Raw genomic sequence first — 15,116 nt, 5'->3', positions numbered from 1 at the left:
ATTCTATTTTCTCAAGTCATCGATTTAAAGCAACTTTGATCAATATAACGGTGTGCTTCTATGGTCTTTAGTCTATTGCATTCCTTTACCTGAAAAATGGCTAAAGTCGAGTTAATGCGGCTCTGGTTTCTTACCTCTGCCCTATTTTCATTGCATCCAGAAAAAAAATGCTTCTTACCATGAATATCAACGGACATTGGAAATGACATACCAGGTTTGCTATTTTACAGTATATGTTTAAACAGTAAGAATTCACTTATATGTGCACAAGGACGTTGTTTGTCGGAGACGATCATCTGGTTATCACTGGCCGAAACATGGACTGGAAGGAAGACATGCTGACAAATCTTTATATTTTTCCAGCATATGCCCAACGAAGCGGTTCAGTTACAAATAACCCTATAGAATGGATTTCCAAATATGGCAGCGTCATTGCAGCCGGTTATGATTCAGGCAGTGTCGATGGAATGAACGAAAAAGGCCTGGTTGCAAACCTTCTTTATTTAGTAGAATCCAGCTACCCATCACAGCTTAGCTCCCGTCCAGATTTATCTATCTCAATGTGGTTACAGTACGTCCTAGATAACTTTTCGAGCGTTAAAGAGGCTGTTAATGCATTAAGCAATGAACCTTTTAACTTAATACCGGTTGTATTACCGAATGGCGATCTCTCACCGCTTCATTTGTCCATTTCCGATTCCACTGGCGATTCAGCCATATTTGAGTATATCTCCGGCAAACTTTGCATTCATCATGATACAGCTTACAAAGTGATGACGAATTCTCCTCCATATGAGCAGCAGATTATTTTAAATGAATACTGGAAGCAAATTGGGGGACTTACTTTTTTACCAGGAACGAATCGAGCCTCAGATCGTTTTGTCAGGGCGTCGTTTTTACTGGATGCCATTCCAAAAACCATTGCTCCTCAATATATAAATTCCATTCCGAAGCAGTCTTTCAGGTATCAAGCGGTCGCTGAAGTATTAAGCCTGATGCGTGCTGTAAGTGTTCCGCTGGGCATTACCACGCCTGAGCAGCCAAATATTTCTTCAACCATATGGAGAACAGTATCTGACCAGACAAACCTTGTTTACTACTTTGATTCTGCGACCCGACCCAATGCCTTTTGGGTGGATTTTGCAAACCTGAAATTTAATGCAGGCGCCCCCATAAAGAAGTTAAGCCTGCAAAATGGGGAGATTTACGCCGGCGAAGTTTCTTCAAACTTTCAAAAAAGCGAATTATTCCGGTTTTTATCTGCATAACCGCGGGATTAGCTTTAATCTGCAAGCTCAAGCTTAAGTAGGGCGAAAAACACCATTTTGGTAGGAGATTATTTCTGGATATGAAATTTATAATGAGCGTTCAAGAATCAATTGCATGATTGATCTTTCTCTAAGAAAATTGAAAGGATCTTTGTGAATCACATATATCACCATAGCCTTTATGGTTAAAGATAGATAGTTACACAATTTAACTACATGATAGCCAGCAGAATTAAAAAAATTTTGATAAATAGGCTTGAGCGAATGAATTTCCTTTAGCCACTTCCTCCTTTAAAACTGTTTCCAATCTGGAGGCATCTGATTTTACCGTATCATTGCCTCTCGTCAATAAATGGCAAAGTGTATTTACTGCCAGGTCAGAATAATCAGGATCTTCTCCTCTGGAACATACACGTAAAAAGTAAATCGCTTTATCCGCATCCGGTTTAAATCGAGCTTTAATGCATTCATCCACATCTTTACCTGGCTTTTCAATACCAGCAAACCATAACGCAGCACTATAGGCTACTTGCTGATGGCCTTTATTTGCAAGTTCCTCACACAATTTGAGCCATCTATTGTAATCAGCCTTGATGCTACAATCGCAACCAGCTATTTTTCCAGTCAAATACGCATCCATCAGCAGTTTTATCGCCTGTTTATCACCTGCTTCTATCGATTGCCGCAAATAATGTATGGCTTTTTCTTCATCATGCTGTTTTAATTCAGGATACAATACACCCGCGTAAACCAGCCCTGAAGCAAGAGCCGCTTCTGCATCATCCTTGTCACAGTCTGCACAATCCCTAGCGCAACAAAAGGCCTCGGAAGAGCTACAGGAGTCGCTACCGCAAGATGTATCTTTATCTGATTCGTTTTGGTTCATCTTCAACCCCCGTATTTACCTCGTGTCTAATCAAGGTCGAAACTTTGACTTTTCTTGCAAAAAGTTAGTCTCTTCCTGTCCTGCATTTTTAAAGAAAGCATGTAAATCGTCTTTAAATTTGCTCTGCGCCTTCGCATTTTCTTTTGCTGATGGTTTAGAAACATCGCTAATCTGAGGTTCGTTTTCTGATAGGGCGTTTACCAGTTTTGAGCGTATATCTTCTTGTTCCATCGTCGTTAATTTATTTTCTTTATTGAATGTTGGTTGTGGTCTGTTCTCTGGAGAAAAACTGATGGTCGTTTCCTGTAAATTGCTTTTGGACTGTAAACTGTCTTCGGACTTAATTTCTATTGATTTTTTTAGGTTATGCAGAGCATCCTCTTTAATAATATGATCCAGCTCATTTTTAAAGTCGTTTCTATTTAAAGATTGTTCTTTAATTTTATCCTTATATTTTTTGTACCTGGCCATTCCCCAATCTGTAATTTTAACGCCGATAAACGCAGTAAGACTTAAGACCCCTAATCCTACCAATATGGCCGGGATGGCAGGAGGAAAAGCAAGCATAAATATAGGTCCAACAAACCAAGCCGAAGCTACAGCAAGCCCTAAAGTCATTTTACCTATTTTATAAGCCTGGTCTTGTTTCAGCATCATCAGATGATGATGAGTTTGTTGCTTTTCTTCTTTTAGTTGTTCATATTTTATAAGCAGGTTCAAATGCTTATTCAATTTCTCTTTTTCTTCTGTTGAAAGCTTGGCAACATCTTTTGTTTTATTGAGTGTTTCAATAATTGTTGGCAGCTCATCAAACTCCCCTTTCTCCCCTTTTTTTGCTTCATACAAATGAATTATTTTTTCTTGCGTCTTTATTTGTTCAGCAATATATTTTTTTTGCACGGCATCATATTTTTCAAGCTCTAATGCTTTCAATTTTTTTATTTTATCATTTGCATTATCGTAATCCTGTGGAGTTAATAATTGTTGATGTAATTTATCCAGTTTTTTCGGTAAAGTATTTCTTTTATAAACATAATTTCCAATGGCTGCCAGCTCCATTCCTATGTAAGCAGCCCCTATGGGAATGGCTAAAATGCCGCCGGTTCCAGTAACCAGTCCGGCTATAGCAAGTCCAAGCACCACCGTTGACAAAGTGATATTAGTGGTACGTGAAAAAGTAAATACCTCTTTTAGCTTTTGGCTGGTGGTTTCTCCTTTGGAAGTAATATAATCATATATTCCACTTCCTATTTCTCCCAGTATGGAAACACCTACTCCACCTATATAGCCAAAACCATAAATACGATTGGAAATTTTTAGAAAATCTGAAAATTTACTTGAATAATTGCGAAATAATGCACCTACCTTCACAAAAACAGACAATACATCTAAAAAACCGGTTTGAGCGGCTTCTACTTTTGCTTTTTTAGATGTAAATTTATCTTCTTTTACTTTGCGTTTTAACTCAGCTTTGTGCAGTTTTATTTGAAATTCAATAAGGCTTGTAAACATCAGATTTTCTATAATCTCTTTCAGCTTTTTATTATCTTGGCTGTCTTTAATTGCTTGTTCGTTTTGTTCTAATTTTTTTTTAAAAAAATTTTCAATGAACAAAGCATAATCCTGGCGTTTCATAAGGCCCTTTTGATTGGCCGCATTCAATTGATTTAAAGTATATTCGGCAATCGTTAATTTCTTTGCTTCGTCTATTTGCTCAAACCCTTTTATTTGTGCAATTTCATCCTTTATTCGCTCTACTTTGGATTTTCGCAATTGTCTTATTTTTTTTCGAAGCGACTCTGAAGAAATAGGCATACAAAAAATCGTTGTAATATACTTTGCATTAGTATAGTTCTTTTTATCGGACTCGTTTTATAAAGTCAGAGCCCCTGACGGGAGTTCTTAAGCGTTGGGGAATTCTACAGCAAAAGTGTACACTTTTTGCAAATCCTATCCCAGCTCTCCATGGAGTTGATACCAGGAGCTGTCTGATTGAATAGAAGACTCAATGTCAACACACCCTGTTTTTTCGCTCTGCTTACTAATCCAGGTAGCAGATTTAAAAGTTATAATTTTGAATGAAGAAATGGCGGTTGAGGTGACGATGAATAATGATAATGTTGCATACTGACAGTTTGTGTTTCCAAGCTTACTGGCAGAATCATTCCATCCTCATTCTGTTTATTGCTTGAAAGAACGATTTTCTTATCTATCGGCTCCACAAAATGCTTCAATTCTCCTTCAAACATTTCTTGTTTCAACCACATTTTGAAGTTAGCGATGTTATCAAAAACAGCAATTCCTGCATCTGGATCCACAAAATAATATTGTCCCTCATATTGGAGCATTGCTATCATATGATCTTGCCGAAATTCTTTACCCATTTGCGCATTCTTCAGTTTAAAAATAACATTCATTAAAATAATTTGATTTATATCAGGATCATTCGATATTGCATTGAGAAGCTCATTAGGTTCATGACAATAATGCTCATCGTCAGGATAACCTGTTTGGCTGACTTTTAAGCGATCCCTGAGGAAGATAGAAAAAAAATGCTCTGTATCTTTCTCATAACGAAATTGGTTTTTCACACAACTATCTGGGTGTGGATGTAAAGATCGAGGATCAAATTTGAAAAAATGACTGGAAAAGGGTTTTCTCAAAATCAGCGTTTCCAGAGTTGCAGCAACGGTGCCAGCGCATGCTCCGGTAAATCGCTCATGAGGTATGAGCTTGGCATGAGAAGCTTTGATGTCATCCTTGAAAAATGGCATATAAAAGCCATTAAATTGAGAAACAAACTTGAAATTAACCATACATCTCCCCAAATTAATTTTAGTATAGCAGAGCAAAAACAGATGTGTTTTTTATGCACTTTGATAATAGGTGTGTGGTCAGACGAGATGGAATTCAGGGGCATGAATAAAATCAATGTTTGTTTTTCTTTTTTTGGTACATTCTCTGATCTTCCACACGGATAATTTCATCTATTAGCTTACCGTCTTTTGGAACGCAGGCTATACCTATACTGACACTGCCCTCAATTTTATTCCCCGATAAACTATAGGTCGTGTTTAATGCTTTATAAATAGTTTATGGATTCAGTTTGTGAAATTAGGAAGCAATGCAGGAGTTGCTTGTGACAACACTCATTTCACGAAGTACTCACAGAGTTATCCACATATTTTGTGGATAAGAAAGGATGGTCATTACAAGTCAAATATGATGCAAAGCCTTGGTGGCTCTGATGTTTTAGAAATGGCCTGGGGAAATGTATAAAAATCAGGCTGCTTAGTAAATGGATTTATCCACAGGTAGAATTGATTTCTATTTTGCAGGAAGCACAACTACTATATCAGAATTTTTTTAGAAAAACAGACTTGTTTTTTATTTCCTTGTGATCGGCTAAGGAAGTCTTTCGATTTAAAACGCTCATTGTTCATTTTTAAGATCACAGGATGCGTGATTATTTAATCATTATCCTTAAAGAAACTAATGAGAGCCGACGGCGTTTTTGATTTTTTCCGGCTTATCATGCACAGCAAGTAACTTAATAATGGTAGCGCTTGCTTCATTTTTGCCAATAATTTCAACTTTTGTGTTTCGATCTCTGAATTTAAGCACAACTTTATCCAACGTTGAAACGGCTGTAATATCCCAGAAATGCGCCTCACTAACATCAATAATGACTTTAGCAATTGCTTCTTTCGTATCAAAAGCATTAAAAAACTGTTCTGATGAGGCAAAAAATATCTGCCCGCGAACTTTGTAGGTTCGACAGGAAGCGTTATCATCTTTACTGGATAAAACAACCACTAAACGACCCACTTTATGAGCAAAAAACAGCGAGGTAATCACAACCCCGACAAATACCCCATAGGCAAGATTATGGGTTGCCACCACGACGATGACTGTAGAAAACATCACAACATTGGAGGAAAAAGGATGTGTTTTTAAGTTTCTCAATGAATCCCAGGAAAACGTTCCAATGGATACCATGATCATCACAGAAACCAGGGCTGCCATTGGAATTTTAGATACCCAGTCATTTAAAAAGACCACCATAATCAACAGCATCATCCCGGCAGTCAAAGTTGATAACCGACCACGGCCACCGGATTTAACATTAATGACCGATTGACCGATCATGGCACATCCGGCCATTCCTCCTAAACATCCAGAAAATATATTAGCTAATCCCTGGGCCTTGCATTCTCTATTTTTGTTACTTTTGCTATCCGTTAAATCATCAACAATGGTTGCCGTCATCATTGATTCTAATAAACCAACCACAGCCAAACCGAATGCATAAGGAAAAATAATATTCAATGTTTCCAGATTAAAAGGAATATTTGGCCAAAGAAATACCGGCAAGGCATCAGGTAATTCCCCCATATCCCCTACGGTACGTACCGGCAAATGGAAAAATACTGCTAAGGCCGTCAAAACAAGAATAGCCACTAAAGGTGATGGTATGCTTTTATTAATGACTGGAAATAAATAAATAATGGCCAGTCCACCGGCTGTTAAAGCATAAACTTGCCATCCTACATGTAGTAATTCAGGCAATTGCGCTAGAAAAATGAGAATTGCCAGTGCATTTACAAAGCCTGTAACAACAGAGCGGGAAACAAAACGCATCAGACTGCCTAGATTTAAATAACCGGCAACTATTTGCAAAAGACCCGTTAGCACAGTTGTCGCAAGCAAGTATTGCAATCCATGTGTTTTGACTAGGGTCAGCATCAAAAGTGCCATGGCCCCAGTAGCAGCTGAGATCATTCCAGTGCAGCCACCTGTAAAAGCAGTGACAGTAGCTATGGCAAAGGAGGCAAATAAACCTACTTTAGGATCAACACCTGCAATAATTGAAAATGCGATGGCTTCAGGAATGAGTGCTAAAGCGACAACGATGCCTGCTAAAATATCGGCACGAACATTACCGAACCATTCGGTTCGCTTTGAGCATAAAAACATATCTTGGCGTTTCCTATTAAAATTAAATAAATTGAATTCACATGACCTCAAGCCATCATGTATAAAAACTATATTTAGAAAAATATTGTTGTTAGTTGTATTTACGATATGGTTATCTGGCTATGGTGGGGTCATCTAAAACTGCTGTGTATGTTATCAAGAAAAAAAGATGCGCACTGTACGCTATATTTTGACAGAAATAAAGGGGTGATATAAAAATATAATGATAAATTGCCGCTAAAGTAAATATATTGTGATGCCATATAAGGGATTGTGCATTGCAGAAATCAGATAAATTTTGTTACAATAGCCGCCTTGATTCATAAAAAACGAGGTCTCGACTCCAATGCGAATTATCTCTCAATAAATGCTTGGTGCGTTTTATACGCTGGCTTTATTTATTGTTGAGGTGGTTTATGTCGTTACTTTGTTCTATTCATCAATTATCTTTAATTTATCCTGAAAAAATTTGTTTTGAGCAATTTGATGCATGTATTTATGCTGGACAAAAGATTGCCCTCATAGGGGATAATGGCTGCGGCAAAACAAGTTTATTGCGTATGATTGCTGGACAAGACTCCATTCTTGATGGTGATATTCGTTTCAATCAAGATATACCTATTGGTTATGTGCCACAAATTCCGCCGGGGATGGATGGATTGAGTGGTGCAGAACGTTTTCAAAAAGCATTGTCAAAAGCTCTGTCAGTTCATCCGGAATTGCTAATTCTTGATGAGCCAACCAATCATCTTGATACAAATAACAGGAAGCAATTGCTGCAATTTTTGCAATATTATCCAGGCACATTATTAGTTGCTTCTCATGATAAGCAATTACTATCGATTGTGCCCAAGTGTTTGTGGTCTATTAAGAATAGCAAAGTTGAGCAGTTTGACGGCCAACATGAGGATTTTCTACGGGAAAAGGAAATACAATATGGCCAATTAAACGAGCAATTGTCTCAACTGGAAAAAAAGAAAAGAGCAGTTCATCATCAATTAATGAAAGAACAGAAGCGAGCAAAAAGCGCCAAAGAAATGGGTAAAAAATCCGTACAAAATCACAAATGGCCTACGATAGTATCTCATGCCAAAATGCATCGCGCTTCGATGACATCTGGCAAAAAAAGAAAGCAGGTTAAAGATAAGCGTGAAGATATCCTTGTGCAAATGAGTACATTGGATAGACCAGAAACCATTGAACCTAAATTCCATTTACTGTCGGGATTCATTTCTCATAAATCAGTGGTCATGATTAAAGACGGTATCGTGGGTTACCCGGAGAAAATGCTCAGTCATCGGATTAATATTCAATTGTGTGGTCAAGGACGTCTGGTGATTACTGGGGCAAATGGAAGCGGCAAGTCAACGCTGATTAAAGCCATAATGAATCAATCAGATGTGATTAGAAAAGGTGACTGGCAAGTACCTGAACCGCAGGATATTGGCTATTTAGATCAGCACTATCAACAACTTTCGCAATATGAGACAGTATTATCAACCCTCGAAACAACCCGGCCCGATTGGACGCACCAACAAATTCGCTCGCATTTAAATGATTTCCTCTTTAAATCAAATCATGTTGTCAATCAGTCTATTGATAGTTTGTCAGGCGGGGAAAAAGCGCGGTTATCTTTAGCTAAGATTGTTGCCAAGCCACCAAAATTACTCATTCTTGATGAGATGACGAATAATCTGGATGTAAGAACCCGAAATCATGTCATTCAATGCTTACAACAATATCCAGGTGCAATAATCGTCATTTCGCACGATGAAGATTTTCTTGAGCAAATTAATATTCAGGATTTTTTACATCTATGTACTCCCTGATGGCACAAAAAGTAGTGGCCTCCATGAATTTCCCTATAAAACTTATCGATAATATGAACTTGTGATGAGCTTAAAAGTTTTCTTTGTAAAAATATGAGTAGACTGCTCTATTCTCCAAAGGCTCTTCAAACCGAATTGATTCGAATGTTATAGGTTGATGAGAGGGAATTTTCCAGCCGACAAAGGCAAAAGGCGGGATAAGCATCTTCGTTTATGAAATTATTGTTGGGAAAGGTTTTTGTCAAAATAAAGTTGTATTTTGTTTATCAGCAAGACAGGATCTTCCTCAACCAACAACCTATCTTTGTAATTTGCATTTAAAAAACCCTCTTCAACGGCATGATCTAAAAATGTCAATAAAGGATTATAATAACCTTCTACATTAAATATAACCAAAGGCTTATTATGATATCCCAGATAAGCCCAGGTCATCATTTCAAAAAATTCATCCAGAGAGCCAATTCCTCCAGGCAGCAGGATAACCGCATCTGACAATTCTGCCATTAAAGCCTTACGCTCATGCATATTTTCTACTACATGTAATTTGGTCAATTTTTCATGAGCCAGTTCAACATTGACCAAAGAAATAGGCATCACTCCAATAACCTCACCGCCTGCTTTCAGATATGCATCAGCCAATATACCCATCAGCCCAACTTTAGCCCCCCCGTATACCAGGCCCAGCTTCGATTCTGCCAAAATGCCAGCTAATTTATGAACGGCCTTTGCATAACAATCTTTTTTACCCGCCCTTGAACCACAAAAAGCACTGATGTATCGCATTTTAAAATAAAATAGTTAAAAATATGATTATATACTAAATACACAGCTAAATTAAAAGTCCAATGGCAGGATGATTTAAAAATGAAAAAAAGCGCTATTCTTTTTCTACTTATTATTTTCGTTATCAGTGTAACTTTTTTCAGTTTACCTTACATGGGTATCAATGTTTCAATTGCTGAATTACTGGGAAGAACCGTTCCATTATTAAAAGCGGAAATCCCAAAAAATCTCCATCCACAAAGTGCCTTAAAACTGGAAAAATACATCCAGGGCCTCGATACACCAAGATTCATGTACATTACAAATGAGGGTGATTTGCTGGTTGCGGAACCGAATGAAGGTGAAATTTTATTTATCCCTTATAATCTACCTAAGCAACAGCAAACACTTGTCGATGGGTTGATAAAACCTCACAGCATGGATGTTCATCAAGGTTATCTGTATGTTGCAGAAGAAAATGCCATTGGACGAATTAAATTCAATGCACAGAGCAAATCAACAGAAGGTGCATATGAGAGAATAATAAAAAACCTCCCTGACGATGGAGGACACTGGACAAGAACGATTAAATTTGGGCCAGATGGTTTCGCCTATGTGTCCATTGGTTCTTCCTGCAATGCATGTCTTGAAAAAAATCCACTCAGAGCAACCATAAGCCGTTTTAAACCAGGTGATAAACAATTGACAATTTATGCAAAGGGACTGCGAAATTCCGTTGGTTTTGATTGGTCGCCAGAAAACGGTCAGCTGTATGCAACGGATAATGGGAGAGATTGGTTAGGTGATCATTTCCCTCCTGATGAACTTAATATCATTGAAAAAGATCAATTTTACGGTTGGCCTTATGCCAATGGCGATCGCGTGCCAGATCCTAAATTCGGCAAAGGGCATGAAGATTTAATCCAAAAATCTTTGCCTCCTGTGTTTAAGTTTGATGCTCACGTGGCGCCGCTGGGAATAACCTTTATCAAAAATCCAAAGTCCAGATTTTACAATAAAGCACTTGTCGCTTTGCATGGTTCATGGAACAGTTCTGTCAAGGTCGGTTATAAAGTGGTCGTTCTAGATTTTACCAATGGGCATATCAAGGAAGAAGATTTTATTACCGGTTTTCTGCAAAATGGCAAGGTTCGTGGTCGACCTGTTCATCTTGTGGAAGGAAAGAACAATGAGATTTATTTATCAGATGATTATAATGGTGTGATTTATCGTATTTTACCTCAGCAGTAAAGAATATAGGATGGCAAACCAGCTTTTAGATGTGGAGAGGCCTTAGGCATAAAGTGCTCATCTATGATCTGCTTCAATTTTTCAGCCGCACCGCTTTGAAAGATGCGACCGGTCTGTTCATAAAAAAAAGGTAGATATCTCCTGCGAAATTGATCACTTACAAATTCAGATCGTTCAGGAGTGATTAATTCTTGATAATCGACCATTGTTGAGTCTAGTTCCTGTGCAGCAGTTTCTAAAGCCTTGGCTTCAAACTGCTCCATGATGCTTACCCAGGTTGTTGTTGCTCCGTATTGGCCAAATGCTTTCATGAAGCCACCACGTTCTGATTTCAAGAATTTTTCATTGTTTTTAATGCTGTGGAATATTTTTTGCAGATCCTGATAATTTTTTACTTCTTCAAGGCGTTAAAGGCGACTATTTCATCGAGAGTTTTGCATTTGTCTATTTTTTTAATAACTTATCTTTTTCAGGATGTCCATTATTTTGCAAATTTGTTGCATTGGATAGAAACAAATCGAATTGTTGTTTCATAAACATCTTCTGGCGTTCGCACTTTATCACCGGGAACTCCCCAAACCTGCAGTAAACTAATCGCTGCCGCATAAATATCCATTCCCCTTTTATCTGCATCGTATTCTATCTTAGGATAGGTATATTGAGGTGTTTTCTCCATTAAAACGCCTTTATTTTCCATAGCAGCGGTATCAAGATCGATGATCTTCAGAGATTTTACCGTGTGCGTTTGAAAGTCCAGATCAACAATGATATTTTGCGATTTGATGTCTGTGTGAATAATGCCGCGATCATGCAGTTCCTTAGTGGCTTCCAGCAATTTTCTTGAAATAGCAAAGCGCATCGCTGTTGTGAGTTTCTTTTTATCCTTTATGACATCAGCCAGCGTTTTGCCTGCAATTAAGTGCATGATATTGTTGTAAAAATAATCTTTACTATTTGAGAGCTGTTCATAGACAACGCTTCCTTTAGTGTGTAAGGGATTATAAACAGCGCTAATCTCAGCAATGCTCTTAAATTTACTTTCCGCAGTATTTTCTGTGGCTTTTTCTATTGTTTCACCGAGGGTAAGTATATATTCTGGTCGGTGAATCTTAACCACGCGCTGATGTTGCGAATCTTCTTTGAAAATCGCTTTTTCTTCGTTAAGAATAACGGTTTCAGCCAGATAAACCTTCCCTTCGCCACCGCTGCCAATTTCCTTGATTAAAATTCGGCTGTTTTTTTCATTTTCTTTATAAATGGGATATTTCAGCTTAACCTGATATTCAATCTCATCAATGATCACAGGATAAGCATTGGACGTGGAAAAGTATTGTTCTTTCTCGGCTTTGCTTAGCAATTTGCCGAGAAGGATTGAATGTTCTTCAGATAATTTGGTAGGGTCTATCTTTATATTAGGCATAAGTAATTTTTTTAATTAAATATGCCCAATTATAGATCATTTTTATTAATTTAATATGATGTCAGTTTATTTTTAGACATCAATGTTTTCAGCTTCCAAAGCATTGCTTTCGATAAAATCCCTTCGTGGTTCGACGTGATCGCCCATTAGGGTAGTAAAAATTTCATCGGCGGCAACAGCATCCTCAATGCTGACTTGTAACATTCTTCTTGTTTCAGGGTCCATGGTGGTTTCCCATAATTGCTCAGGATTCATCTCACCCAAACCTTTATACCGCTGAATGCTCTGTCCACGTTTGGCTTCTTCCATCAACCAATCCAGCGCCTCTTCAAAGGCTTCTACTGACTGACTTTTCCCCCCACGTTTAACAACTGCACCTTCATCAACAAGATGAATCAATTTAACACCAAGATTAACCATTTCCTTGTAATCTTTAGACAAGAAGAATTCAGCATTAAATTTAATGATGTTTTCTGTCCCGTGTTGAGTCAGCGTTATCTGTGGTAAATAATGATTGTTTTCCTGATGATGATACACTTCCACACTGTATTTTTTTGACTTATGGCCTAATTGTTGCAAACTCTGATGAAGTTGATTAACCCAGTTAGCCATTTTTTCCTTATCATTGATGTCATCATTATACACTCCTGGCAAATAGCTTATCCTTTTAAGGACTTCTGCTGGGTATTTTCTTTTATATTTGCTAATGATTTTTTCAACGCGTCTGTATTGCATAACCAATTCTTCCAAAGCAGAAGAAGCAATAGGTGGGGCATCCGCAGCCGGATAAAACTCGGCACCTTCAATGGCATTTTTTGATAAATAATCATAAAGTGCTTCATCGTCTTTGATGTAATGCTCCTGCTTGCCTCGTTTTATCTTATAAAGTGGCGGTTGAGCTATATAAATATAACCTCGTTCAATTAGTTCAGGCATCTGACGGTAAAAGAAAGTCAATAATAAGGTTCGAATATGTGAGCCGTCGACGTCAGCATCGGTCATAATGATAATTCGATGATAGCGTGTTTTATCCGGATCATATTCATCGGGACCGATGCCACAACCAAGAGCAGTAATTAACGTAGCCACTTCCTGAGATGAGAGCATTTTGTCAAAGCGTGCTTTTTCCACATTCAGTATTTTTCCCTTAAGGGGCAAAATAGCTTGAAACTTGCGATCACGTCCTTGCTTGGCAGAACCGCCAGCCGAATCTCCCTCGACCAGATATAATTCGGATAATGCCGGATCTTTTTCCTGACAGTCTGCAAGCTTTCCAGGTAGACCAGCAACATCAAGCGCTCCCTTTCGTCGAGTCATCTCACGTGCTCGCCGCGCAGCTTCGCGAGCTCTGGCCGCTTCAATGATTTTACTGACAATGGCTTTGGCAATGGCAGGATTTTCCAAAAGAAAATCATTAAATTTTTCTGCCACAAGCGATTCAACCACTGATTTAACTTCGGATGAAACCAGTTTATCCTTTGTCTGGGAAGAAAATTTTGGATCAGGTACTTTGACGGATAAAACTGCTGTGAGCCCTTCCCGAGCATCATCTCCAGTCGTTGCTACCTTGGCTTTTTTGGCAAAGCCTTCCTTTTCAATGTAATTATTCAATGTGCGAGTCAAAGCCGCTCTGAAACCGGCCAAATGTGTTCCACCATCTTTTTGCGGGATGTTATTGGTAAAACAGAAAATGGTTTCCTGATAAGAATCATTCCATTGCATGGATAATTCAACAACAATATTATCCTTTTCACTGGACATTGCAAACACCATAGGCATAATGGCGTTTTTTTTGCGGTTGAGGTGTTCAACAAAAGCCCTGATCCCTCCTTCATAGCGAAAAGTATCCTGTTTTTCTGATCTTTCATCATGCAAATGAACACAAACCCCGGAATTTAAAAAGGACAATTCCCGCAGCCTTTTAGCAAGGATATCGTAATGAAATTCGATATTGGAAAAAGTTACAGGACTGGGCTTAAACCAAATCTGTGTGCCGGTGGTTTTAGATTCGCCAGTGATGGATAAAGGCGATTCAGGTATGCCATTATGATAATGTTGCTCATAGACATTGCCGTGTCGTCGTATAAGCAAATGTAGCTCTTCAGACAGGGCATTCACCACTGAAACCCCAACACCATGCAGACCGCCTGAAACTTTATAGGAGTTGTCATCAAATTTTCCGCCAGCATGAAGAACAGTCATGATCACTTCCGCAGCAGAGCGTCCTTCTTCTTTATGGATATCCACTGGTATGCCACGACCGTCATCTTTAACAGTTATCGATTCATCCGCGTGAATGGTGACAAATATCTCCTTACAATAACCTGCAAGTGCTTCATCAATGGAATTATCAACGACTTCAAAGACCATATGATGTAGCCCTGTACCATCGTCAGTATCGCCGATGTACATTCCCGGACGTTTTCGAACAGCGTCCAATCCTTTAAGAACTTTAATATTGGATGAATCATAACTGGCATCAACGCTCATTACCATTTTTCCCCGCTGCATAATATCCAGATAAACACCACATTCAACTTTTCCGCCCCATCTCGGACTCTTGAGACTGAATTAAGACGGGCTCACAATGTAGACCAAAAATAGATATTGTGGTCAATCACGATTTAAGAAAAGTCGGACGTTTAGTTTATACGATTTAAACCTATATTATATCATGATTTAGTTGGCTTTAATATTGAAAACAAACAAAGAACAAGAATTCT

At 38.3% G+C, this 15,116-nt stretch carries 13 protein-coding genes; 4 read left to right on the top strand and 9 right to left on the bottom strand.

Features of this window, described 5'->3' with window-relative positions; genetic code table 11:
- Positions 1 to 260 precede the first annotated feature (260 nt).
- The gene (locus E4T55_RS07495; RefSeq protein WP_058501029.1) at positions 261 to 1,268 is read left to right on the top strand and encodes a linear amide C-N hydrolase; all 1,008 of its coding nucleotides are present in this window, start codon (positions 261 to 263) and stop codon (positions 1,266 to 1,268) included.
- A gap of 232 nt (positions 1,269 to 1,500) precedes the next feature.
- Here E4T55_RS07495 and E4T55_RS07490 read toward each other — a convergent pair whose 3' ends face one another.
- The 4 genes from E4T55_RS07490 to E4T55_RS15615 all read right to left on the bottom strand — a co-directional run bounded on the left by E4T55_RS07490 (position 1,501) and on the right by E4T55_RS15615 (position 5,181).
- The gene (locus E4T55_RS07490) at positions 1,501 to 2,154 is read right to left on the bottom strand and encodes a hypothetical protein (protein WP_058501028.1); all 654 of its coding nucleotides are present in this window, start codon (positions 2,152 to 2,154) and stop codon (positions 1,501 to 1,503) included.
- A gap of 30 nt (positions 2,155 to 2,184) precedes the next feature.
- A complete protein-coding gene (locus tag E4T55_RS07485; RefSeq protein WP_058501027.1) occupies positions 2,185 to 3,969 on the bottom strand; it encodes a hypothetical protein in 1,785 nt (594 codons plus the stop codon).
- Between the two features lie 251 nt (positions 3,970 to 4,220).
- Positions 4,221 to 4,970 (bottom strand): hypothetical protein, encoded by a 750-nt coding sequence (locus E4T55_RS07480; RefSeq protein WP_058501026.1) that lies wholly within the window; start codon positions 4,968 to 4,970, stop codon positions 4,221 to 4,223.
- 112 nt (positions 4,971 to 5,082) lie between these two features.
- Entirely contained in the window at positions 5,083 to 5,181 is a 99-nt protein-coding gene (locus E4T55_RS15615; RefSeq protein ID WP_425339863.1) for a hypothetical protein, read from the bottom strand.
- Positions 5,182 to 5,262: 81 nt separating this feature from the next.
- Here E4T55_RS15615 and E4T55_RS15195 point away from each other — a divergent pair, with 81 nt between their 5' ends.
- A complete protein-coding gene (locus E4T55_RS15195; RefSeq protein ID WP_156411791.1) occupies positions 5,263 to 5,433 on the top strand; it encodes a hypothetical protein in 171 nt (56 codons plus the stop codon).
- A 213-nt stretch (positions 5,434 to 5,646) separates the two neighbouring features.
- Here E4T55_RS15195 and E4T55_RS07470 read toward each other — a convergent pair whose 3' ends face one another.
- On the bottom strand, positions 5,647 to 7,131 hold the full coding sequence (locus E4T55_RS07470; protein ID WP_058501025.1) for a SulP family inorganic anion transporter: 1,485 nt from the start codon (positions 7,129 to 7,131) through the stop codon (positions 5,647 to 5,649).
- Between the two features lie 416 nt (positions 7,132 to 7,547).
- Between E4T55_RS07470 and E4T55_RS07465 the strand changes: the two genes are divergently transcribed.
- Positions 7,548 to 8,960: an ATP-binding cassette domain-containing protein gene (locus E4T55_RS07465; protein ID WP_058501024.1), complete on the top strand. Its 1,413-nt coding sequence runs from the start codon at positions 7,548 to 7,550 to the stop codon at positions 8,958 to 8,960.
- A gap of 219 nt (positions 8,961 to 9,179) precedes the next feature.
- Here the strand turns inward: E4T55_RS07465 and E4T55_RS07460 are convergent, their stop codons facing one another.
- The gene (locus E4T55_RS07460) at positions 9,180 to 9,743 is read right to left on the bottom strand and encodes an LOG family protein (RefSeq protein ID WP_058501023.1); all 564 of its coding nucleotides are present in this window, start codon (positions 9,741 to 9,743) and stop codon (positions 9,180 to 9,182) included.
- A gap of 81 nt (positions 9,744 to 9,824) precedes the next feature.
- On the opposite strand from E4T55_RS07460, the gene E4T55_RS07455 reads away from it, so the two are divergent.
- Positions 9,825 to 10,973 carry a PQQ-dependent sugar dehydrogenase gene (locus tag E4T55_RS07455; RefSeq protein WP_058501022.1) on the top strand — a complete coding sequence of 383 codons (1,149 nt, stop codon included), beginning with the start codon at positions 9,825 to 9,827 and terminating at the stop codon, positions 10,971 to 10,973.
- Here the strand turns inward: E4T55_RS07455 and E4T55_RS07450 are convergent.
- The 3 genes from E4T55_RS07450 to gyrB form a co-directional block, all read right to left on the bottom strand.
- Positions 10,964 to 11,308, bottom strand: a complete 345-nt coding sequence (locus E4T55_RS07450; RefSeq protein WP_058501021.1) for a hypothetical protein — start codon at positions 11,306 to 11,308, stop codon at positions 10,964 to 10,966. The genes E4T55_RS07455 and E4T55_RS07450 overlap by 10 nt on opposite strands.
- 146 nt (positions 11,309 to 11,454) lie before the next feature.
- The gene (locus tag E4T55_RS07445; protein ID WP_058501020.1) at positions 11,455 to 12,393 is read right to left on the bottom strand and encodes a protein kinase domain-containing protein; all 939 of its coding nucleotides are present in this window, start codon (positions 12,391 to 12,393) and stop codon (positions 11,455 to 11,457) included.
- A gap of 72 nt (positions 12,394 to 12,465) precedes the next feature.
- Positions 12,466 to 14,883, bottom strand: a complete 2,418-nt coding sequence (gyrB, locus tag E4T55_RS07440; RefSeq protein ID WP_058501054.1) for a DNA topoisomerase (ATP-hydrolyzing) subunit B — start codon at positions 14,881 to 14,883, stop codon at positions 12,466 to 12,468.
- Positions 14,884 to 15,116 lie beyond the last annotated feature (233 nt).

The organism is Legionella israelensis (assembly GCF_004571175.1).
Lineage (GTDB): Bacteria > Pseudomonadota > Gammaproteobacteria > Legionellales > Legionellaceae > Legionella_D > Legionella_D israelensis.
The sequence above is the reverse complement of the archived record's forward strand: the minus strand, read 5'-3'. Positions and strand labels throughout refer to the sequence as shown.

Excerpts from the sequence above, each read along its gene's own strand:
- E4T55_RS07495 (WP_058501029.1), top strand. The coding sequence starts at position 261 with ATGTGCACAAGGACGTTGTTTGTCGGAGACGATCATCTGGTTATCACT.
- E4T55_RS07490 (WP_058501028.1), bottom strand. The coding sequence starts at position 2,154 with ATGAACCAAAACGAATCAGATAAAGATACATCTTGCGGTAGCGACTCC.
- E4T55_RS07485 (WP_058501027.1), bottom strand. The coding sequence starts at position 3,969 with ATGCCTATTTCTTCAGAGTCGCTTCGAAAAAAAATAAGACAATTGCGA.
- E4T55_RS07480 (WP_058501026.1), bottom strand. The coding sequence starts at position 4,970 with ATGGTTAATTTCAAGTTTGTTTCTCAATTTAATGGCTTTTATATGCCA.
- E4T55_RS07470 (WP_058501025.1), bottom strand. The coding sequence starts at position 7,131 with ATGTTTTTATGCTCAAAGCGAACCGAATGGTTCGGTAATGTTCGTGCC.
- E4T55_RS07465 (WP_058501024.1), top strand. The coding sequence starts at position 7,548 with ATGTCGTTACTTTGTTCTATTCATCAATTATCTTTAATTTATCCTGAA.
- E4T55_RS07460 (WP_058501023.1), bottom strand. The coding sequence starts at position 9,743 with ATGCGATACATCAGTGCTTTTTGTGGTTCAAGGGCGGGTAAAAAAGAT.
- E4T55_RS07455 (WP_058501022.1), top strand. The coding sequence starts at position 9,825 with ATGAAAAAAAGCGCTATTCTTTTTCTACTTATTATTTTCGTTATCAGT.
- E4T55_RS07445 (WP_058501020.1), bottom strand. The coding sequence starts at position 12,393 with ATGCCTAATATAAAGATAGACCCTACCAAATTATCTGAAGAACATTCA.
- gyrB (WP_058501054.1), bottom strand. The coding sequence starts at position 14,883 with ATGAGCGTTGATGCCAGTTATGATTCATCCAATATTAAAGTTCTTAAA.